The organism is Eisenbergiella tayi (assembly GCF_001881565.1).
In the GTDB taxonomy this organism is placed as follows: domain Bacteria; phylum Bacillota; class Clostridia; order Lachnospirales; family Lachnospiraceae; genus Eisenbergiella; species Eisenbergiella tayi.
In genome coordinates this window covers 403898-426248 of record NZ_MPDJ01000003.1, presented here as the reverse complement: position 1 = coordinate 426248, position 22351 = coordinate 403898, and the positions used below count along the sequence as shown (strand labels likewise).

The window sequence follows — 22351 nt, the reverse complement described above, 5'->3', positions numbered from 1 at the left end:
GGGGGCATGTGCCAAGTTTGAGTTCATTTAAATAAAAACAGGTAAGGAGATTTATATGCAGAATAACCTTTCACTATCCATTGATATCGGCGGAACCTCCGCCAAATATGCTTATGTCTTGTTCTTATACAAAGTTAGAGGGGGAGAAGGGGAAGGCCCCTTCTTAGCGGGGGTGTTTGTCGACCAAAGGGGGGGGTGCAGCCGCGTTGGCAGCGGAGTATCGGCACAAAACAGTTAGAAACGCCCCTTTTTTTGTCTGCAGCCGACAGGCAGAGAGGTGTGCCGCCGGACGGTTTCCGGAAAGGGCAGGGGCCAGGGAAAAGGACAGGGACACGGTGCGCAGGAGGGAGGGCCGGGAGGAAAGGGATTACTCGTTTAGAAATACTTTAGAGAATTAGCTGGTATGATATTTTTGTTAATAGCCAATATGAAAATGAGAGGAAGGAAACAAATGAAAAAAGTGATGGAAAGAACAACGGACAATATTTTTTGCAGACTGTCTGCTTTATTGTTGTGTGCACTGCTTTTGAGTGCATGCGGTTCGGGTGATAAGGCGGAGGCCTCTTCTGGAGATCCGGGAGCGTCTGCTGCATCTGTGGAGAATACTGGTGAAGCGGTTTCTGAGCCTGTCGCTTCGGCGGAAGCACCGGAAGGGGTATCCTCATCCGAAGCTCAGGAAACAGCTTCGGGGCAAACCTCGGCTTCCAAAGACAGGTTAGATGGAACCATTGAAGAAATCGACTCGTCCAGCTTCAGGGTCAGCGAAACCTTTACGGAGGATCTGGGTGAGGATGGATTGCTTGCTGTCTCTCCCGCTGACCCCGATCCGACAGCTTTCATTGAGGTAACCTATACGGAGGATACGGTATTTACCATCTGTTCTTCTTCCGATATGGGTATTACTTCCACTACCAGTGAGGCAACCGCCGCTGATCTGGAAAAAGGAAGGAGTATGTACGCTACAGGCACCCGCAACGGTTCTGTATTTCATGCGGAAGAAATTACCATATATCATTTTGATTAGTAATAAATTTTTTTGCTGAAAAAATGAGGGGGACAGCGGCCCGTGTGAACTGCTGTCCCCCTGTTGTGTATTATCTTTTTATATCCTCTTATACAAGACCCAGCTTTTCCTTCAGCTCATTCCAGATATCAAATGCGGAGAAACGCATGGGTATGCTGTAGTCGTCCTCATTTCCATGTACCGGCGTCCAAACCTGCGCATAGAACGGGCTCTTGCGGGCCATATCGGCATAGTGCCAGGTGTTCCGCTGGCATTCCGGACACCAGTGTCCGCCGCGCAGCATTGCGTTGACGCTCATTTTATACTCATGTCCCTGCGAACATCTGAACCGGAGAGGCGTATAAATGTCGGGGATGGTTTCGTCCAGCAGCTCACAGCCTCTGAACTGTGCTGCTTTCCTGATATCCTCAGCATCCAGGTCTTCCAAAGCCTTATTTTCATCATAGCCATGATCCATATAAACCGGATTTTCCTCTGAAGGATGATAAAACTCATATCCTTCCTCCACAGTCTTTATCTGCTGCTGTTTTTCCCTGGAGCCGAAAAATGCATGAATCCAGTCTTCCTGATCCTTTTCCAGCATCCAGGAGGTTCCCATCTCCTTATGGCTGATTTTTTCCAGATTCTCCTTCATAGACTGCGTATTAGGCATCATTGCGGCAATCATGGGATTCTTCATCATCGCTTCCATCTCCGCCGTAACCTCCGCCCGGTAGCTTTCCGGAGGAATAACCCTGAAATGTAAATAGTCATCCAGCAGATCGGAATCCGTATAGTACTGCCCATGGAAGTTGTAAAGCGCACATTTTGTCACGTCAAACACATCCTGATAACGGATTCCCATAGGACCGAAGCTGAAATTCATCAGTTCCCAATGGGCAAAACGCCATCCCTTGCCGCTGCTTAAATTATAGGCCTTTCTCCAGAATTCTTCAGGCACCCAGTCTTCGCAGAGATTTGCCATACAGATACCGGATTCCACCGCGGTGCTCCATTCCAGAACATTGTTGGGGTTCTGGTGATGCTGAATCGGTTCCTCGCCCGCCCCCTGATCCGGCGGATACTGCCCGGTCTGACGAATGGAAACCCAATATTTAAGGCCGCTGTCAAATACGGAAAGCTCGGAAAATACCTTTGACATCGCATAATAATCATGTGCGGAAGGATTGATGGGATCCCCGCAGCGTCCCCAGTTTACAGGCACCGGCCTGTCACCTGTCATGGCCACAGTACCCACATAGGCAAATTTCACCTTGTCCGGATCCGGCTGTTCCTTAATGGCCTTAATAATATTCAGCGTGGAGCCGATATTCGTATACAGCGTCTCTTCCGGATACTTATCCGCCGCGGGAGATACCATGGCTCCGATGTGCAGCACATAATCCGCGCCTGTCACACATTTCAAAATGGTTTCGTAATCCTTCATATCTCCCCAGATCACTTCCAGATAAGGATCGGCTATTTTCTTCACAAGCTCTTTGTTCTTGGCGGATGGACGGGCCAGCATACGGACCGCAAATTTGGGTTTCCTTGCCAGCAGCTGTTTCACCGTTTCAATTCCCATCTTGCCGGTTCCGCCTGTTACAAAAACGGTCCTGGGCGCTTTGGAAATCGCCGCACGGTATTCCGGCTGGTCGAATTTCACTGCCGCTTCCTGCGCTTCAAAGGTGGCATTCATCGCACGGCGGGCGCGGAGCGCATCCCCAACCTTCACAAAAGCGATGCCCTCACTGCGGCAGCTTTCTTCCAATGCGGATGAGTCATTGCTTCTGGAACCAACCGCAACAACCGCATAATCGCAGGGGTAGGACTCTTCTTTTCCATCCTTGCTTCCATAAACACATCCGTTCTCAATCCTGTTGACCGTGATATTTGTAACAATGGCGATTCCACGTTTTGCTATTTCTTCCATAACACAGATTTTCCGGACAGGCCCGATATCAGCGCATACCTCCGGAAGCATTTCAAGAACGGTAACCTTACAGCCATTTTCAGCCAGGTATTCCGCCGCTTCCATACCCACAAGGCCGCCGCCGATTACCACCGCCGTACCGGAAACCTTCACCTTACCACCCAGTACCTGATGGGAATTCACCACATTTTCCCCGTCCGCACCGGGAATTTTCAGGCTGATCGGTGAGGAACCAATCGCACAGATTACGGTATGCGGCTTTTCCTCCGCAATCAGTTCAGGAGTTGCCGGTGTATTCAGGTGCACCTCAATTCCCGCTCTTTTTACCTGGGATGCCATGGAAAGCATGGCCGCCTTCATTTCCTGTTTGCGGGGAGCTTCCCCTGCCAGAAGGAACTGTCCTCCCAGATGATCGCCGCTTTCATAAATCACAGGTCTGGCACCGCGTTCCTTTAATATCAGTGCCGCCTGCATTCCGGCGATTCCGCCGCCTGCGATGAGCACCTTTTCCGGCTCTTCACAGGGAACCGGTTCCAGCTCCGCTTCCAGTCCCACCGCCGGATTTCTCAGGCAGGTGATATGGGGCATATCCAGATTGGAAAAGCCGTCATAGCAGCCCTGGTCACAGCCCACACAGGTTACGATGTCCTCTCTTTTTCCCGATTTTGCCTTGTTGCAGAATTCAGGATCCGCCAGCTGTCCCCTGCCGATAACCACCATATCCACCTTGTCTTCTTCCAGGATCTGCTCCGCCAGCTCCGGCGTATTGATTCTGCCCACACCGACCGTCAGCATACCTGTTTCTTTCCTGATATATGCCGCATTGTCAATGTTGAAGCCGCAGGGCAAATCAAGGGAAGGCACCTCATATTTCAATGCAGGCGTTATAATATTTCCTCTGGAGATATCCAGGACATCCACTCCTGCTTCCTTTGCCCATTTACAGAACTGAGCCACCTCTTCTATGGTCAGTCCGTTTTCCAGATAATCATCATGGGCATCAATCCGCATGAAAATCGGCATATCCTCAGGGATTGCACTACGGATGGCACGGATAGCCTCCAAAGGGAAACGCGCCCTGTTTTCCAGGGATCCGCCATATTCGTCCGTCCGATGGTTGATTCCGCCTGACAGGAAGGAATGAGGCAGGTAGTTATGGGCACAATGGAATTCCACACAGTCAAAGCCGGCTTTTGCCGCTCTTGCCGCCGCCTTTCCGAAGCAGTCCGCTATGTAATGAATCTGTTCCACGCTGATGCCGGGCAGCGTCAGCTCCGCCGATACAGGCATATCCGATGCCACATACATTATCGCAGCCGGATCAAAGCTCACGGCGATACTTCCCTGCCAAAGCTGGATTCCCGCCTTGCCGCCCGCCTCATGAATGGCGTCGGTCAGCTTTTTCAGCCCCGGGATATACATATCCTCCGCAATGGAAAGGAACTGCTTGGGGGAGCTTAACGGCTCCACGCTGGCAACCTCTACCATATTCAGTCCGTTTCCGCCCTTCACCCTGGCGACATGATACCGGATCAGCTTATCCGTTACCATTTTATGATCACTCATACGGGTGCCCATCGCGGGCAGGATGACACGGTTTTTCAGTTCCATCCCTTTGATTGTGATGGGAGAAAATAATTTTTCATACATATGCGCCGTCCTCCTTTTCTTATATTTTCATTATAAACTATCCACAATCTGTACAGTCAATGGTGTTTTTTTATTCAGCTTTTGTTATAATTATCAGGGGATTATTACATGAAATGTATTTTTATCCACAATGTGCCTTCCAAAAAGTGTGCACCTGGTGTACACTTTAGGTGATGCCGGGCAGCCGGAGACTTTTGCATCAAATGAGCGGCAGCTTTTTGTAAAAGGAAGGAGTGTCCATGAGAATTAAAGAAGTGATTCAAAAAACAGGACTTTCCAGAAGAACCATTCAATTTTATATATCCCAGAAGCTGATCACTCCGAAGGAGGATCCGGTTAACGGATACCATGATTTTTCAGATGAGGATGTGCGCAATCTCATTATTATCTCACGGCTTCGCAGGCTGGATTTTCCCGTTTCGGATATCCGCCATATCCTTCGTTTTCCCGGAACCGCTTCCTATTATTTTTACCGCCAGATTGACACTCTGACAAAACGGATCGATACCATGCGGCGGAATGTGGACATCCTTGCCCGCTATTTTGAGAACAATCCCGCCCCAATCGACTGTGATTCCCTTGCCGCCAGCCTAAAGCTCATGGAATCCTATGAGGAAAAGAAGGCGGCCGCCGATGATTTCACGGAGCTGGACAAGAGAATCATCCCTCTTTTTATATGGACGCCCTATCTCTCCGGAAACCGAAGCGAATACCAGGAATTCATCTGGAGCAAAATTTCCCGAAAGGTAATCGAGGACTACCAGCCCTTCCTGCGCAGCATGAAATACATTATTTCCGCCCTCACCCCGGAGCAGCTCACCTACAGCAGTAAAAAAACAGCCCAGCAGGCTGAAAAAATAGCGTCCTTAAAGCACGATGGCCTTCCTGTCCACGCGGCCCGTATGCTGGAACAGATCGACGCTTTTCTCCGGGATAATGCTCTTGTGGAAAAATGGAACCTTGTCTACCAGCCTCTGATTTATCCGCTGCTGACAATCGGTTATTCCGAAATAAGCAGCATGATGTTTGAACTAAACAGCGACTATGAGCGCTTTTATAATAACATCTGTGTTCTGTGCGGCTTGATATGGAACCTGCTGCAGACGACGGAATCCGGGAAAAGAATCTACGAAAGAATTACGGACAGGCTGCTTCCCATTAACTGGGAACAGAACGGGAAGGGAGAACTGGAGCGGATGACCGTGTTCGCGTTCAGTCCTTATGCTCTTCTGGAAAAAGATGAAATTACAGATCTGTTATTCTGAAGGAGCCCTTTTGCCTTCTTTAACTCAAATTTGGCACATGCCCCCGCCCCCTGCGTCCCGTTCCTTCGGGGCTGCTGTCCGGTTCGGATTCCCATCCTTCCCGCTGCCGGCTAAGCAGGGATCCTTGCAGGGGACGCTCTCGCTCGGATAAACACGCAGCGGTACTAAGGCCGCAAAGTACGCGGCCTAAGGACCGGCGAGTTTATACGCCCCTTACAGGAAACCCTGCTTAGCCGGCAGCGGGAAGGATGGGAATCCGAACCGGACAGCAGCCCCGAAGGAACGGGACGCAGGGGGCGGGGGCATGTGCCAAGTTTGAGTTCATTTAAATAAAAACAGGTAAGGAGATTTATATGCAGAATAACCTTTCACTATCCATTGATATCGGCGGAACCTCCGCCAAATATGCTTATGTAACGGCCGATGGCCGGCTCACGGGGAAAAATTCCTTTTCCACCTCCGGCCTTAAAAATCTGGATGAATTCTACCAACAGCTGCTGCCTGTCATCGATGAGGGCTTTGCCTGCGGCGCTGTAAACGTGGGCTTGTCCTGTCCGGGTTTTATCCATTCGGACGGGCTGTGTATGGGCGGTGTGGAAAATCTGCCCTATTTAAAGGGTGTGGATATTCCCGGATTCCTCCGGCAGCGCAATCCGTCTCTCAAGGTATCCATTATGAATGACGGCACGGCCGCCGCTTTGGGGGAGTACTGGCTGGGCAGCGGCCGGGGCAGCCGTGTCCTGCTGTGCATCACCCTCGGTACCGGTATCGGCAGCGCCCTGATTCTGGACGGCAGACCTTATCCTGGCAGCCATTTTCAAAGCGGGGAAATTGGCTACAGTGATTATTCCTCCTCCGAAGAATACCTTGAAATCGATTATTCCACCCTCGGAATCCTCAGAAGGGCATCGGCGCTCACCGGCTCCCAGCTTGACGGCTTTTCCTTTATCCAGCGTATCCGGGACAATGATCCCTGCTGCCTGCAGCTTCTGGAGGACTGGACCGCGAAGTTGGGGCGCGTCCTGGCTAATAATATCCTGATGCTGGATCCTGACAGGGTGGTAATCGGAGGCGGCATATCAAAGCAAAGTGACATCCTGATTCCGCTCCTGGAAAAACAGACAAACCGACAGCTTCCTCCCCAGTATCGGCAGCTGGCAGAAATCGTTCCTGCCCGGCTCGCTAATGATGCCGCACTGTTCGGTGCTGTTAAGCCGTTTTATGAAACAGGTGCGGATACGTGATGATGTTTTTTTATTAGTCTTCTCTTCCAAAAAATAGGGAAAGGATGGTTGTGATCAGCCATCCTTTCTTTTTATAAAATCAAAAAAATTCGCTTCTGTGTCATATACGCTTTTCTTCAACTCCCTCTGCTTCTATCTCCAAGAATAAATTGGATGTATAAATATAATCCAAATTGGATGTTGAAATCCAATAATTTTACATGCATACTGATATTGGTTCGAACCAATTCAAAAACAGAAGATCACTTTTTATCTTCTTGTTTTCATTACGAAATAACGTGCACAGATCGGAGCTGCTATGAAAATTCAGGTTGACAAGACGAAAAAAATACCGCTGTACAAACAAATCGTGGAGCAGATACAGGCCCAGATCACATCCGGCGAAATCCCCCACGGTTTTCAGTTTCCTTCGGAACGCCAGCTGGCGGACGCTCTTGGCGTAAACCGGACTACCGTGCTGAATGCTTATAAGGAACTGAAGGCGGACGGACTGATGGCCTCCCATGTGGGACGCGGTACCGTGGCTGTCAGCACCGCCGGTGAATATCCCGTCAAAACACTTTATCAGAAAGAGCCCATCTGGGAATTCCTGTACAGCGACTACCTGAAAAACCATGAGCCCTTCGATGTAAATAAATATCTGGAAATAGCCAATCAGAAGGATGTTATCTCTTTTGCGGCAGGTATTGCCTCTTTTGAAAACCTGCCCACACAGGCCTTTGAAGGAATAGAAGCGGAGCTGTTATCCAGGCAGAAGGAACTGCTGGTTTCACCTGTGGCGGGTTTTTCCTCTCTGCGCAAGGTGATCAGCACTTATATGCAGAAGCGTTCCTGCTTCTGCCAGCCCTCGGAAATCATGGTGCTGTCGGGTTCCCAGCAGGGGATAGATCTCATCACCAGAGCCTTTATCAATCCGGGCGATCTCATCCTGATTGAGGAACCCTCCTTCTTTCCCGCCATACAGAGCTTCCGGGCCGCCGGGGCCAAAATCATGGCGGTTCCCATGGAAAATGACGGGATGGATATGGAAATCCTTGAGCAGCTTTTGTCCCGGTACCGGCCCAAATTCATTTATACAATGCCTGCCTACCATAATCCCACCGGCATCTGCATGAGCCTTGCCAAACGTATCCGGCTGTTGGAGCTGGTAAATAAATATGGAATTCCGGTATTGGAGGATGATCCTTACGGAGAGCTGTACTTTGAGGGACAGCCGCTCTCCCCCCTGAAATCCATGGACAAAAACGGATATGTCATGTATCTTTCCACCTTCTCCAAAACCATTTCCCCCGGACTTCGTCTCGGCTGGATCTGCACGGGCAAAAAACTGATACACCAGCTCTGCAATATCCGCCAGCTAGCCGACCTGCATTCCAACTGCATTTCCCAGCAGGTCGTGGAGCGTTTTATCGTCAGCGGCGGAATGGCCGACTATCTCACCCTGATCCGCAGGGAATATAAGGAAAGAAGGGATATCATGGCGGAGGCGCTGGACAGATATGCCCCTCCCGGCCTGTCCTGGAATATTCCAGCCGGAGGCTATTATCTGTGGTGCACTCTCCCGGAAGGCGTTTCCGCAGAGGCGCTTGCCCAGAAAGCCGCAGCCGGAGGCGTTGCCATCCTGCCGGGAATGCCCTCCTATCTCGTAACCCGGAAGGGTGAAGCCCACGTCCGGCTGAATTACACCTTTCCTGCGAAAAACAGGATTTCCGAAGGAATCAGGCTGTTATGTGAAGCCATCAGGGAATTATTACGTCTGTCAAAAGAAGCGGCATGGCCCGCTGAAAATGAAATCAACCCTATCTTATAAGGAGCATTAACATGGAATATAAATATGCGAGAAGAATGTCTGAAATAAAAGCGTCGGAAATCAGGGAGCTGCTGAAGCTGACGGAAAAGCCGGAGGTTATTTCCTTTGCCGGCGGCCTGCCCGCCCCTGAGCTTTTCCCCATCGAAGAAATAAGGGCTGTCAACAATTATGTCCTGGACCGCTGCGGTGAACAGGCGCTTCAATACACCACAACGGAAGGCTGGCAGCCGCTGCGCAAATGGATCGCAGAACGCATGAATACACAGCTTGGCACTTCCTTCTGTGATGAGAACATTATGATAACCCACGGTTCCCAGCAGGCCCTTGATCTTTCCGGGAAGGTGTTCCTGGATGAGGGCGACGTGGTTCTGTGTGAAAGCCCCACGTATCTGGCCGCAATAAGTGCGTTCAAGGCTTATGGCTGCCGTTTTGTCGAAATCGATACCGACGATGAGGGAATGATACCCGCAAGCCTGGAAAAAGCGCTGAAGGAATACCCCGCCGCCAAACTGATCTATATCATACCCAATTTTCAAAATCCCACAGGGAAAACCTGGAGCCTGGAGCGGCGGAAGCAGGCTGCCGAGCTGTCCGCAAAATACCGTGTCGCCGTTATCGAGGATAATCCTTACGGAGAACTGCGGTATGAGGGGGACTTCTTACCCTCCGTCAAGTCCTTCGACCGCTCGGGAAGCGTGATATGTACCGGAACCTTCTCCAAAATATTCTGCCCCGGCTACCGTATCGGCTGGATTGCAGGGGATGCGGAGGTGATCCGCAAATATGTGCTGGTAAAGCAGGGAGCCGATCTGCAGTGCAACACCATCGCACAGATCGTAATCTCCGCCTATCTGGAGCAATATGATATTGATGCCCACATCGATAAAATAAGGGAAGTATACCGCAGACGCCGCGATACAGCCATCGAAGCCATAACCCGGTATTTTCCTTCCGACACCGTATTCACCAGGCCCGAAGGCGGACTTTTCCTCTGGGTGGAACTGAATGAAGCGATAAATACCACAGAGCTTCTTGAACGCTGTATTGCGGAAAATGTAGCCTTTGTACCGGGCTATTCCTTTTTCCCCAACAAATGCAGGCTCAATACCCTCCGCATTAATTTTTCCAACACACCGGAAGAAAAGATCGAAGAAGGGCTTGCCCGCATCGGCCATGTACTGAAGCAGGCCGGTTTTCAATAGCACATAGCTATTCCGTTTCCCTGTGCACCACATGCTTTTTGAGCATAAGCTTCACCGTACAGCCCGCGCCCGGAGAGGAAACAATCGATATGCCGCAGTCCTGCCCATAATAAAGCTTCAGGCGTTCCTCCACATTTTTAAGCCCCACGCTTCCTTTCCGGACACACCTGCCATCCTTTGGCGACGCGGGGTTAAAGCCCGCTCCGTTATCTTCCACTATGAATATCAGATATTCTCCTTCCTCCCGCGCCGTCACCAGAATCCTGCCCAATCCCTCCATTGGCTTGATACCATGATAAATACTGTTTTCCACAATGGGCTGAAGGATGATTTTTGGCACGGTATAGTCCAGAAACTCCTCCGGAACCCGGATTTCATAGCTGAGCTTATCCCCGTACCTCTCCTTCTGGATATAGAGATACTGACGTACATGTTCCAGCTCATCGGCAGCCGTAACCAGCTCCCTTCCCCCATTCAGGGACAGCCGGAAAAAAGCCGCAAGGGACTTGGTGAGGGCGATAACCTTCGCGCTGTCGTTAAATTCCGCCATCCAGACAATGGTATCCAGGGTATTGTAAAGAAAATGGGGATTGATTTGGCTCACAAGGGCATTCAGCTGCGCCTGGTGAAGTGTTTCCTCTTTCTGTGCGATTTCCTTCATCAGCCCCCGGATGCGGAAAATCATTTTATTATAATTTTCAGCCAAAATCTCCGCTTCCTGAAAGCTATGCTTACGCACACTGATTTCGGCCAGTTTTTCGATTTCCCCCATCCCCTTTTCCAGATCAGCCATGGGAACTGCCAGACGGCGGGTAAACAGGATCCCCAGCAGGATCACCGCGCCGAAAAGCAGTGCTCCCACAAAAAGCACCACCTCAAGAAGCTGCTGTTCCAGCATTTTCAGAGTATCCAGAGACACCACGCCGACCAATATCCAGCCGGTATTTTCTATTTCCGTCTGATAAACAAGAAGATTTTTCTTTTTATCGTAACGATCCCCCTCTGCAAGCAGTGTCAGCAGCTGCTCCTTTTTTTCAGGAGAAGTAAAAAATCCGGTATCCTTATGATACACCAGCTCCCCCCTGTCATTTACCAGAAAGACATAGCCCTCTCTGCCTACGTCCAGGCTGCGCAGATGTTCTTCAACCACCCCATATTCCATATCCATCAGAAGGACGCCCAGATTCTCACCAGCGCTGTCCGTGATCTCCGTGCTCACCGAAATCACCCAGTTGTCTTTATCCGGGGAAAAGCTCTGCATCCTCGCTCCGGTAAGAACGGGCATCGTGTTATGGATGGATTCCATGTACCAGTCTTCCTTCATCATATCTTCCGAAACCGACATATCCAGATTTTCCTCATTGGAAAGGATACGTCCGTCCTTGGAAACCACCACGATGGATTTCTTGCAGTCATCATTTTTAAGCAGCTGTTCAATGTCCGACATCAGCGCGGGACGGAGGCTCTCATCGTTTTCCTCCAGATACTGCCGCAGGACCGGGCTGTTGGCAAAAACATCCGATTCCCCCTTCACTCTGGCAATATAGGTAGCAATGTTATTACCGCTCAGTTCCAGAAGATCATGGGTTTTGGAAACCATCTCATTCATCAGCAGACTGGCTGTAAAGAAATAAATGGTCCCGCTCAGAATCAGTATTATCGCCAGCCCCAGGCCCAGATAAAAAAAAGAAATCTGCACGCCGAACCTGCGGAGCCAGTTTCGGATCCTACATCTGTTTTCCACGTCCCGCCTCCGTTCTGAACTCCCTTGGGGTTGTTTTATACTTACGCCGGAAACACACGCTGAAATAGTTCGGATCCTCGATTCCCACCGCCGCGGCAACCTCATAGTTTTTCATTTCCGTGGACAAAAGAAGGATTTTGGCTCGTTCCAGCCTCACGTCCAGAAGATAGTCTCTGAAATTCCCACCAAAATATTTTTTAAACAAAGTGCTTAAATAACTCACACTGTATCCCAATTCCTCCGCCAGCATACTGAGGGAAAAACCGGTATCGGACAGATGCTTTTCCAATGCTTCCGAAATCTGGCCGCGAAGGCCGCCCTTTCCGTCCGAGCCGGCTTCCATCGTCAGATTATCCACCGCCTGCCGTACAGCGGTGAAGCTGTCGGTTTCCCTTTTCTTTTCCGCAAGCCTGGAGAGCAGCTTTTGTATATCGTCCTTCGAAAGCGGCTTCAGGGCATAATCATCCACCCCGATCTTAATGGCGCGGATCGCATAGTCCAGGTAATCATACCCGGTAAGTATGGCTATTTTCACACCGGCATCAAGCTCTTTTGCCCTCCGGCAGAACTCCAGGCCGCTCATTACGGGCATGTTGATATCGGCCAGAATCAGGTCAATCGGATGCTCCTTCATGACCGCAAGCGCCTTTTCCCCGTCTTCCGCCTCAAAGCATCCGCCGATACCCAGGCTTTCAAAATCCACAAGCTCCCTGATTCCTCTGCGGATAATACTTTCGTCATCCACCACCAGAAGATTATACATAAGCCGATCCCTCCCCCTGTTTTAATCCTTCAGCCACATATTTCAGGGACCTGCGGGCTGGACACACAGATCCCTGAAGGAATTTTTACTCATCAAAGATTGAGAGCAGGAAGCCGTAGCCTTCCTCTTCCATATTTTCATAAGGGATAAAGCGGATGGAAGCACTGTTGATGCAATAACGCAGGCCGCCCGATTCCGCAGGCCCGTCGTTGAAAACATGGCCCAAATGGCTGTCACCCACTCGGCTGCGCACCTCCGTACGGTTCATGTTGTGGCTGGTATCCTCCTTTTCATTCACCACCTCAGGAACAATGGATTTGGAAAAGCTGGGCCAGCCGCAGCCGGAATCAAACTTATCCTCCGAACTGAAAAGCGGTTCTCCCGTAACGATATCCACATAAATACCTTTACGGAATTCCTCATCATATTCATTCATAAAGGGCCGTTCCGTCTCATTCAGCTGTGTGACCGCATACTGGATATCCGTAAGGCTTTCCCTTAATTCCTCATCCTCGGGCACCGTATAGTCTTCCGGCCTGATCAGGCCCGACAGATCCTCCGCCCCCAATCCTTCTTCCTTAATAAATTCGTCCGCACTGTTCAGATTGATGTGACAGTAACCGCCCGGGTTCTTGTCCAGGTAATCCTGATGGTATTCTTCTGCCGGATAGAAATTGGATAAGGGCAGAAGCTCGGTAACTACAGGAACATCATTCCTTTTCTCCTGCTCTGCCAGCACCTTTTCCGCGATATCCCGGTCTTCCTCGTCCACATAGTAGATACCGGAACGATACTGGCTTCCCCGATCATTCCCCTGTTTATTGACACTGGTGGGATCCACCACCTTGAAGAAGCCGTCCAGCAGCTGCTGTGTGGTGATGAGCTGTGTATCATAAACCACCTTTACCGTTTCCGCATGACCGGTATTGTTATAGCATACCTCCTCATAGGACGGATTTTCCGTGTTTCCGTTGGCATATCCCACTTCCGTGTCTTTGACGCCGGGAAGCTTCTTCATATAAGCTTCTACTCCCCAGAAACAGCCGCCTGCCAAATATATGGTGTGCAGGTTTTCTTCATCCGTCATCTTATTTTCCGTATTCACTGACATATTCTCTTCCTCTCCTTCCATTCCTGTTGTATTCCCCGAGGCAGCGGCACATCCCGCCAGCAGGCCGGAAACAAGGACGGCGGCCAGCAGAACGCTCCCTGTCATTTTATATTTGTTCATGTTATTCCTCCTTTCATGCCCTGATTCTACCCCGTTTTTACAGAAAAGGTAATGGAATCCGTTTCTCATTTTCTTTGATTTCTTATGATCATGGAGAATTACGAGGAATAACAATGATTCAGCCTGTTACAGATTCTCAGCCCCAGCCCGGCGTTTCCGCAAACACCTGAGTATCAGATAATACCGTCCAGCCTTCCTCTCCGGTACCTGTCCGTCTCATTTTTACATAAATCTGATTTTCCGCAGCGGGTGTAAGCGCTGCACAGTTCAGCTGTTCTCCCGGAGCTGCAAAAAAAGAGGGTTCTCCCGACAGACATTCTTCCCGGGTGCTGTAAAAAGGTATGGGCTGCTGTGCGGTATAAAGATAAGGCTCTCCCCCTGTCAGGGGAACCTTCATGTCATATTCCTGCCGCTCTGTCTGCGCTATTCCCGAACCACCAAACACAAAATCCAGCTTCACATAATAAGAGCCAAGCCCCTCGGCGAACACAGGCGTATCCGCCCAGATCTCTATGCTGCCGTCACCGGGAAGCCGCATCATTCTGCCGCTGTCAAAATCGAATACCCCAATCCGGTACAGATTCCCCAGCCCGCCCAGAATCGAAACCTCTCTCAGATCTCCCAGTTCCTTAAGCTTTCCGTCCTCCGCGGCAAAAAATTTCAGCATGGAAAAGCTTCCGCTGTCTTCCAACCCATATACTGCCAGTTCCTTTTTCCCGTCATTTCTGTCAAGATCAACCACCAGCAGCTGATAACCGATGGAAACCGTCTGATCTGTCTCCCAGACAGTCTTTCCATTGATGCTGACTTCCATACCATCCGCTCCATACATGTCTTCCCCTGTCCTCACTGTGTACCGGATCTCTTCCGGGACTCCGTCTCCGTCCAGGTCATACCAGGCCGCCTGCGCCGGTTCTATATTGATGGCAGTACCATCCGCTTCCTCTGCAGCACGCCGGTTCTCCCACAGCTGCTGCAGCGCTCCTTCGGGTCCATGCCACTCCGACGAAGCCAGTTCTCCCACCAAAAGCCCGGCAATGCCATCATTTTCTTCTTCTTTTGAAAGCTTACCATCCTTCCATGCACAGGTCACATTTACATTCCGGTCTTCTTTTCTCAGGTTCAGCTGTACAAGACCGTTTCCACGAATGCGTATATCCCTGACCCAATAGCCATCCGCTTCGTAAGGCGCGAAGCATTCCGCCGCGCCGGGCAGGCCCAGGAAGCTGTCCTGTCCCACGGCCATCGCCCCATATTCATGAAAGCTGCCGTTTTCATAATAAAAATAACAGGGCTTTACCGTACGCCCCGTTCCATCCTCGCGGGCATCCGTGCTGCTTTGGTACAGTATATAGGTGCCGTCCTCCATCACCGTAAAGGCTTCTCCTTTTCCGGAAAGGACGCTTTCATAAGGAACCTTGTCCGAAACACCCCACAGCAGGGAAGATGAGGCGCTGCCTCCGTCTGATTCCGTATACCAAAAGGCGGTATTTTCCGGTGTTTCCACCACGGCACTCTTATCCTGCAGATATTCCGCCGCTTCCCCGCCGTTCTTTAAAGGGACGGCTCCCTCAGCCCCCGCAAACCACCTCTGCCCTTCCAGAATGCCGTCATTATTCACACCCGCAAAGGCAAACGCCTCCCTGTTCCCGTCACCATCATAATCGGCACAGTCGAACAGCAGGACTTCAGCCCCTGCCGCTTCCTTAATCTCAGAAAATAAAACGGCATCCTCCCCGGACAGCTTTTCCCCACGGAATGTAAGCTCACCGGACACCTCCTCCGTTTCGCCTCCCTGTGATACATTACCGGTTTCCCCGCCATTCTCTTCTGTAACAGAGTCCGGGACAGCCGATTCCGTATTCTTCCGCGAACAGCCCGCCATCACCAGGGCGGAAAGCAGACAAAGTACGAACAGTGTCTTTCTTTTCATATGATTTTCTCTTCCTTTCTAACCATTTTCCCTTCCTAAATCTGTATCTGTCATTGTAGAATATTTTTTGTTGCTGAATCGAAGGACTTCTGATTGCACTTTCATTTTACTGCAAAACAGTCTGCATGTATAGGAGAAAACCTGTCCGTGCGAAAGGAAGCCGCCAGAGCCGGCACTCTTCAGGATTTTATGAAACAGACGGATCTGACAGGATATTTTTGAAAAGTAACAGTCCCCTATACCAAACATTTCATTGAAAAAATATGTCCTGTAATGATATAATAATATAATTGGAACAGGCCCGAAAAGCCTTTTGTATGCTCGTTTTTTCCCACCTGCGGGAGCCGTAATTACGCGTGTCCGGCTTCCGTTCTTTTCCCTGTTATGGCGCGCAGCGCAGCGCGCAGATTGGTATGATAATGAAAAAGGTCACACTGCAGGATATTGCCAGTTCCCTCGGCATTTCACGAACCACTGTCTGGAAGGTATTCAGCGGTCAGAAAGGTGTTTCCGATAACCTGCGCAGGAAAATTCTGACAACGGCGCAGGAAATGGGATACGAATTTCCGGAATGCGCTCCTCTTCTCCCTTCCCAAACGACTGCTGCGCCTCCGGTCAATATTGCGGTTGCTGTCTGCCGGCCGGAATCCTCCATTTTCTGGATGAACATTATCCACCAGATCGCAAAGGAGCTTTCATTCCACAATGTCAATCTGGTTTATACTTATCTTCCTTCTTCCATCGATGAGGATTATACTCTGCCGGCTTCCCTTGTAAACGGAAATACTCATGGAATTATTGTCCTGAATGTATATAACTATCAGTTAATCCGCCTTTTGTCAGAGGCTCCTGTCCCCAAGGTTTTTCTGGATACCGCCACTTCCATCCCTCCCTCGTCACTGAATGGTGATCTTATTTTAATGGAAAGCAGCATCAGCATTTCGGAAATCACGGAGCATCTGCTGAAGCAGGGACGTAAAAAAATCGGATTCATCGGCGATATCAATTATGCGCAGTCCAATTACGAACGGTATGAGGGTTTTTCCAAAACGCTGGAGCGTTATGGCCTTTCACCGTCTCCGGAGCTTTCTCTTACCGGTTCCATCGGAACCGATACGTATAAGGAGGAAATCGATGCGTTTCTCAATACGCTTCCCAGCATGCCGGATGCCTTTGTCTGTGTCAGCGATTATGTGGCCTGCCTTCTGATGCAGCTTCTGTTAAAGCGCGGGCTGAAAATACCGGAAGACGTTGCCGTATCCGGGTTTGACGGAAATATGGAAAGCCCTCTGGCGGAGGATCTGACTACCGTGCAGGTATTCAATCAGGATATCGGGCTGCGTCTCGCCCTGCAGATTTTATACCGTATTGAACACCCAGACACACGTTCTGAAATTATTTATATTTCCACCCAGACCATTTTCCGTTCTTCAACAGGCAGTGCGAAATAAGCGTGACACAGGAAATGCCGGGCATTCAGCCCGGCATTTCCCATATGCATCCTTATGTATTTTTCTGTTATGAGGCTTTCTATGCATTTCTGCCGCCGGGCCGCGGGCACCACTGTGCTTCAGTCTGCCTGCGCCTCTTTCATCAGATAGTACAGCGTTGTCACGCCCGCACCGGTTGCCCCCTTGCTTTCAAACGCATAGGTGGGAGTCCCGCACCACGCCGTTCCTGCAATATCCATGTGAATCCAGGGTTTCCCCTCACAGAATCTGCGGATGAACAGTCCTGCCGTAATCGTTCCGCAGCATCCTCCTCCCACATTTTTTACATCCGCCACATCGCTGTCGATCATCTTTTCGTGTTCTTTGCCATAGGGAAGCCGCAGATAACGTTCCGCTGACCAGGACTGGGCACGCTCGAACAGCTGATAAAAAGAATCGTCATCCGACATGGTTCCGCCGATGGTATTTCCCAGCATCTGCCCCACCGCGCCTGTCAAGGTGGCAATATCCAGCACTTTGGTAATGCCTTCCTTACGTATCCCGTAGCTGACCGCATCCGACAGCACAAGCCGCCCCTCCGCATCCGTATTGAGCACCTCTATTGTCTTGCCGGAATAACCCGTTATGACATCTCCGGGAAGAAGCGCGGACTGGGATATCCGGTTTTCACTCAGCGGTAGGCAGGCCGTAATATTCACCTTAAGCTTTCTGGCCGCAGCCGCATGAACCGCGGCCGTCACTGCGGCGGCTCCCGCCATATCCCCTTTGATTCCCGCCATGGAGGAGCTTTCCTTTAAGCAATAGCCTCCCGTATCACAGGTGATTCCCTTCCCGATCAGCCCATAAATTTCCTTGCTCCCGGGATCTCCCTTATAACGCAGGATCAGCAGGCAGGGCGGATATTCGCTGCTGCCTCCCACACCATAAAGAGCCTCCATATGAAGAGCTCTCAGCTGCCCATATACAAGCATTTCCGTTTCCACACCGCAGTCACTGACATAGTCCGTGATTTTCCGGGCAAAATCCATGGGCCGCAGATGGTTGCCCGGCGTATTAACCATGTCCCTGGCAAAACAGACACCTTTTAAGAGTTCCAGCCCTTCCTGAAGACTGTCTTCGAAGCCCTCCGTAATTTCCAGCTGGAAATTACAGTCCGCGGATTCCTGTTTCTCTGTCTTGCTGTATTCGTAAGAATAGCCGCCAAGTCCCAGCCCTAATACCACGGCCGTAATTGCCTTTTCTCCCAGTTTTTCCACAAAACATCCGGGATCCAGGGAAATTTCCCTGATATGCAGTTCCTTGCACCGTTTGGAAACCGCAGCCAAAATCTCCTTAACCTGAAGAAGCCCCAATTCTTCCTCTTTACCGCAGCCTGCCAGCAATACGGCCTGGCTGCTGAGAGGTACCAGCAAGCTTTCCAGGTATTCTCCACGGAAAACCTTCTCAAGCCCCATTTTGAAGCTGCGGATATGGGCATCCTTTTCCCATACAAAATCCACAGAATATATTTCATTTTTCTTTTTTACTACGGATATCATTTCCGGCTCCTTTATTTCTCGTACTGCCCGGTTATCCCGAGCATGAGTTCCACACTTCCCACGTGATAGCCGGCACAGGCATAAATTCCGGCTGGTCCATTCCCCACAATGACCAGCACCGGAAGCTTCTCGCTGTCCACACCCATGCTTTCCGCTGTTCTTTCCATATCTTCCCTGTCGGCAGCATATACCTGAATGCCTGATACGTTGTCCAGCACCTTCCGAAGTGTTCTGTTTTCCAGTTCTTCCGGGCTGCGCAGAACCGCAAGCAGCCTGTGCCCTCTTTCGTTCCAGCGGGATGCGCAGTCCAGCAGTTCATTGAGCACATGCTCCGTCGGTTCTTCTCCCGTCCCCAGAAAGGCCAGTACTGCCGCTTCCTCCTTCGTCAGCGCGGAAAGCATGTGTGCGTTCCCGTCCGCATCCCTTAAAGCAAAATCCTGCAGCGGAATTTTCTCGTTCCGATCCCCGTTCTTTTCTTCCGGGCATTTCAGCCTAATCCGTTTCGTCTCTCCCGTCTCCAGTGCGAACGTCCTCCTGAGAACACTCTGGCTTCCGTCAGGCCTTCGGCGGACAGTGATCAGTCTGTAAATACCTTTTTCCAGTGCCAGGTACAGCGAATTATTTTCCGGCATGCAGCCGGAATAATCCAGGGTACGAAAGCCTGTTCCTTCCAGCCTGCCCAGGGTCCAGCTGCGGAAATAATTCCAGCTGTCTCCGTCCTCCGCCAAAAGCACAAGCGCCGCTCTGCCCTTCGTGTTTTCATCCCCGGCTTCCTCAGGTATTCTGAACGAATCCCCTCTCCAATACTCCGGCTTCCCGGTAACACGGTTCAGCCTTGCCGGAATCCCCAGGCTGCGGCATATGGCTGCAAACAGGATGTTCTGTGACTCGGGGCTGCCGTATTTCAGCTTCAGGCACCCTGCCGGAGTCGCACAAAGCGCCGCATACTCCTGTTCCGGGGCATAACGGATATTTTCCTGTATGTATCGGTATATCCGTTCAGGATCCCGGCGGAATTCCCTTTTTTCTTCCTCTGTAAAATAGGCTCTGATAAAACTGCGCCATGCCGTGAGTTCCTCCCTGCCGATTCTCGGACAGAGGAGATATTTTACATAAATATCCTCAGGCCAGTCCCCTCTTTCACAAAGCAGATGATCCTCCAGAACCTCTTTCTTCAGATCCTTGTAATCCTTCGCCGAAAGAGAATGCAGCATACGCCTTCTGTCCGCCGAACCGTCCCGGACAAGAAATTCATATAATTCCCCGAAGTTTTCTCCCGCAGCCCGCAGCATAAAAGCCTCCTGCGGATATTCCGCGGCCTTTTCTTCCTCATAATAAGACGAAAAACGGCTCTCTCTTTTTGCGCCGGCTTCGGCAAACCGCCGTTCCCTTCTCCGCTTCTGTTCCTCAGACTGCTTTCCGGGATGCATGGGATACTCCTGAGGGGGCGTCCATTCTTCCTGCTCCCATATATCCGCCGCCCACTCTTTTTCTTCAGCCGAAAATTCCGGCACCAGCCTTATTTCCTTTTCCTCCGGCAGAACCGCCAGCGCTTCGGCAAACCGGTCATCCTTCCACGCTCTTACTCTGACGGTTCCCATACCGACTGTGATTTCCGCTCTTCCCTGCCCGTCCGCAGCGAGCACGGCGGCGGGATAATATTCCGCCATATTCAGGATTTCCACCGCCACACCCGCTTTTTCACAGGGCCGGCCCTGTTCGTCCTCAACGGTAATGCCAAGACGGCAGGTTCTGGCGTAAGCCGGCGTATTGTTGTAATACACCGCCGCCCCGTCCCTCCCCAGGCTCTCCTGCTGTCCATCTGTGCTGAAATCACTGAAGGCCCGGCTGTGAATCAGTATGGCCCGGCTGGCCGGTGCTGCAAACCATCCTTTATTGAGCACCTCCTCGGGTTCACATGCGCCAAGGAAATACCATGAGCCGCGGATATATACCTCCACCCAGGCATGATTGTCATCACAATGGGACCATCTGGGTGTATAGATCTGCCTTGCCGGTATGCCTGCGCTGCGGTATGCCGTAACCGCAAACACCGATTCCTCCCCGCATCGTCCTTTTCCGCAGCGGTAGACCGTCATGGGAGAAGCTGTCCTTTCATCGGAGGCCTCATATGCCGCATTTTCCGCACACCAGTAATTAATTTCCTTTACCGCCTCCTCCGGCTCCAGACCGTCAATCCGCTCCCTGAGCTGAGAATAAAAAAAGGCTCTGCAGTCAGTGATATCTTCATTGTTTATCCGATAGGAAAGGACATAATCGGCAAAAATGTCCTCCGGCAGGCTTTTGCACCATTCCACATTTTCCCGAAGCCACAACGCATGCCGCACAAAACCGAGAAATGCGGAAAATGCATATTCCCCGGCGTCACGCAGCGGCATGGTGCCATATAGGAATTTCATACAGACCGCCTCATCGCCGGTACAGCCGGAAAAGCCATTCTCCAACTCCTCCCGAAGGGGCGCGAGAAAAACTTCTCTTTCCGCATATTTCTTCCGGGCATAATCCTGAAAACGCGCTGAAACCATTTCCTATTTCCGCCTTTCTTCCGCCTGTCCGTCCATTTTTTCCCGAATAAAGCATGTCAGCACACCGGCAGAGTCACATTTATATTCCCAATACATGATCCCGTACAATCCCTTTTCTCTGCAGTAGGCCACTTTTTCTGTTATGGACATCGGATCTTCATAGCTGATGAATGTTTTGCCGTCAAACAGATAGGGAGCCTTCGCTTCTTCATCCCAATAGCGGCGGAAGCCGTTTTTACCGATATAGGAGGCCTCCAGTTCTCCGTAGTCCGGGCCATAGCCTCCCACCGTGAGCGCTTCCTGTCCCAGTCCTGTTCCGCCGCCCTTCACATCCTCCCATTTTCTGGAGTAAAAAGGAATGCCAAGCACTATTTTTGCCGCAGGCACCCCCGCTTCCATGAACAGCCTCACCGCTTTGTCCGCACAGGCATCCGACATGTTCCTGCTGCCGAAATAGAGGGCCGCATGGTGCCCGGTCGCTTTCTGGAAACCGCCCTGCAGGTCATAGGCCATGAGCTGCACATAATCCAGATACCGCACCGCTTCCTTCATGTCCGTCTGAGCCGTAAAATAGGCGTCCCCGCCGGCCGCGATGGTAAGCATATACCCGTCTCCGGCTTCGTCAAGACATTCCCTGACGGCCTTCAGCAGCAGCGTAAAATTCTCTTTATCCCCCGGATCCGAAGCAATCCCCGCCAGGGAGCTGCACGGATATTCCCAGTCAATATCAATGCCGTCCAGTCCGTATTCCTTTACCAGCTCTGCCGCACTCTGCGCCATTTTTTCCCTGTTCTGTGCAGTCCGGGATCCCTGGGAAAATCCGTCGGCTCCCCAGCCGCCTACGGAAAGCAATATTTTTATTCCGGGATTTACCCCGCGGATTTGCGCCAGTGCTTCCTTTGCTCCGCTTCCATCCCATACCATCCGGGAATCCTCCACCTGTCCGAACGCGATATTAATGACATCCAGACAGCGGATGTCCGCATTCCTCATTCCTCCCAAATCCCGGGGTCCCACATATCCGATTACTTTATTCAT

14 protein-coding genes are annotated in these 22351 nt (G+C 51.0%); 6 read left to right on the top strand and 8 right to left on the bottom strand.

Going from position 1 to position 22351, the window contains the following annotated elements:
- The first annotated feature begins 451 nt into the window (after positions 1 to 451).
- Positions 452 to 1024 (top strand): hypothetical protein, encoded by a 573-nt coding sequence (locus BLA28_RS13115; RefSeq protein WP_069159082.1) that lies wholly within the window; start codon positions 452 to 454, stop codon positions 1022 to 1024.
- Between the two features lie 88 nt (positions 1025 to 1112).
- Here the strand turns inward: BLA28_RS13115 and baiCD are convergent, their stop codons facing one another.
- Positions 1113 to 4586 (bottom strand): bile acid Fe-S flavoenzyme BaiCD, encoded by a 3474-nt coding sequence (gene baiCD, locus BLA28_RS13110; RefSeq protein WP_069159081.1) that lies wholly within the window; start codon positions 4584 to 4586, stop codon positions 1113 to 1115.
- A gap of 239 nt (positions 4587 to 4825) precedes the next feature.
- Between baiCD and BLA28_RS13105 the strand changes: the two genes are divergently transcribed.
- The 4 genes from BLA28_RS13105 (at position 4826) to BLA28_RS13090 (ending at position 10107) form a co-directional block, all read left to right on the top strand.
- Entirely contained in the window at positions 4826 to 5851 is a 1026-nt protein-coding gene (locus BLA28_RS13105; RefSeq protein WP_069159080.1) for a MerR family transcriptional regulator, read from the top strand.
- 353 nt (positions 5852 to 6204) lie between these two features.
- Positions 6205 to 7095 carry an ROK family protein gene (locus tag BLA28_RS13100; protein ID WP_069159079.1) on the top strand — a complete coding sequence of 297 codons (891 nt, stop codon included), beginning with the start codon at positions 6205 to 6207 and terminating at the stop codon, positions 7093 to 7095.
- A 298-nt stretch (positions 7096 to 7393) separates the two neighbouring features.
- Positions 7394 to 8905 carry a MocR-like pyridoxine biosynthesis transcription factor PdxR gene (gene pdxR / locus BLA28_RS13095; protein ID WP_069159078.1) on the top strand — a complete coding sequence of 504 codons (1512 nt, stop codon included), beginning with the start codon at positions 7394 to 7396 and terminating at the stop codon, positions 8903 to 8905.
- 11 nt (positions 8906 to 8916) lie between these two features.
- Positions 8917 to 10107 (top strand): aminotransferase-like domain-containing protein, encoded by a 1191-nt coding sequence (locus BLA28_RS13090; RefSeq protein ID WP_009250603.1) that lies wholly within the window; start codon positions 8917 to 8919, stop codon positions 10105 to 10107.
- A gap of 7 nt (positions 10108 to 10114) precedes the next feature.
- On the opposite strand, the gene BLA28_RS13085 is transcribed toward BLA28_RS13090, so the two are convergent.
- The 4 genes from BLA28_RS13085 to BLA28_RS13070 form a co-directional block, all read right to left on the bottom strand.
- On the bottom strand, positions 10115 to 11851 hold the full coding sequence (locus tag BLA28_RS13085) for a cache domain-containing sensor histidine kinase (RefSeq protein WP_069159077.1): 1737 nt from the start codon (positions 11849 to 11851) through the stop codon (positions 10115 to 10117).
- The gene (locus BLA28_RS13080; RefSeq protein WP_069159076.1) at positions 11835 to 12614 is read right to left on the bottom strand and encodes a response regulator transcription factor; all 780 of its coding nucleotides are present in this window, start codon (positions 12612 to 12614) and stop codon (positions 11835 to 11837) included. Before BLA28_RS13080 ends, BLA28_RS13085 begins: the two co-directional genes overlap by 17 nt.
- A gap of 85 nt (positions 12615 to 12699) precedes the next feature.
- Positions 12700 to 13845: a peptide-methionine (R)-S-oxide reductase MsrB gene (gene msrB / locus BLA28_RS13075; protein ID WP_069159164.1), complete on the bottom strand. Its 1146-nt coding sequence runs from the start codon at positions 13843 to 13845 to the stop codon at positions 12700 to 12702.
- A gap of 136 nt (positions 13846 to 13981) precedes the next feature.
- Complete coding sequence (locus BLA28_RS13070; RefSeq protein WP_069159075.1) at positions 13982 to 15778, bottom strand: hypothetical protein; 1797 nt, start codon at positions 15776 to 15778, stop codon at positions 13982 to 13984.
- Positions 15779 to 16191: 413 nt separating this feature from the next.
- Between BLA28_RS13070 and BLA28_RS13065 the strand changes: the two genes are divergently transcribed.
- Entirely contained in the window at positions 16192 to 17229 is a 1038-nt protein-coding gene (locus BLA28_RS13065) for a LacI family DNA-binding transcriptional regulator (protein ID WP_141702990.1), read from the top strand.
- Positions 17230 to 17348: 119 nt separating this feature from the next.
- On the opposite strand, the gene BLA28_RS13060 is transcribed toward BLA28_RS13065, so the two are convergent.
- From BLA28_RS13060 to BLA28_RS13050, 3 genes are read right to left on the bottom strand one after another with little or no spacing between them, the layout of a single operon-like run.
- Positions 17349 to 18767 (bottom strand): leucyl aminopeptidase family protein, encoded by a 1419-nt coding sequence (locus tag BLA28_RS13060; RefSeq protein ID WP_069159074.1) that lies wholly within the window; start codon positions 18765 to 18767, stop codon positions 17349 to 17351.
- An 11-nt stretch (positions 18768 to 18778) separates the two neighbouring features.
- Positions 18779 to 21313 carry a transglutaminase domain-containing protein gene (locus BLA28_RS13055; protein WP_069159073.1) on the bottom strand — a complete coding sequence of 845 codons (2535 nt, stop codon included), beginning with the start codon at positions 21311 to 21313 and terminating at the stop codon, positions 18779 to 18781.
- A gap of 3 nt (positions 21314 to 21316) precedes the next feature.
- Entirely contained in the window at positions 21317 to 22351 is a 1035-nt protein-coding gene (locus BLA28_RS13050; RefSeq protein ID WP_069159072.1) for a glycoside hydrolase family 18 protein, read from the bottom strand.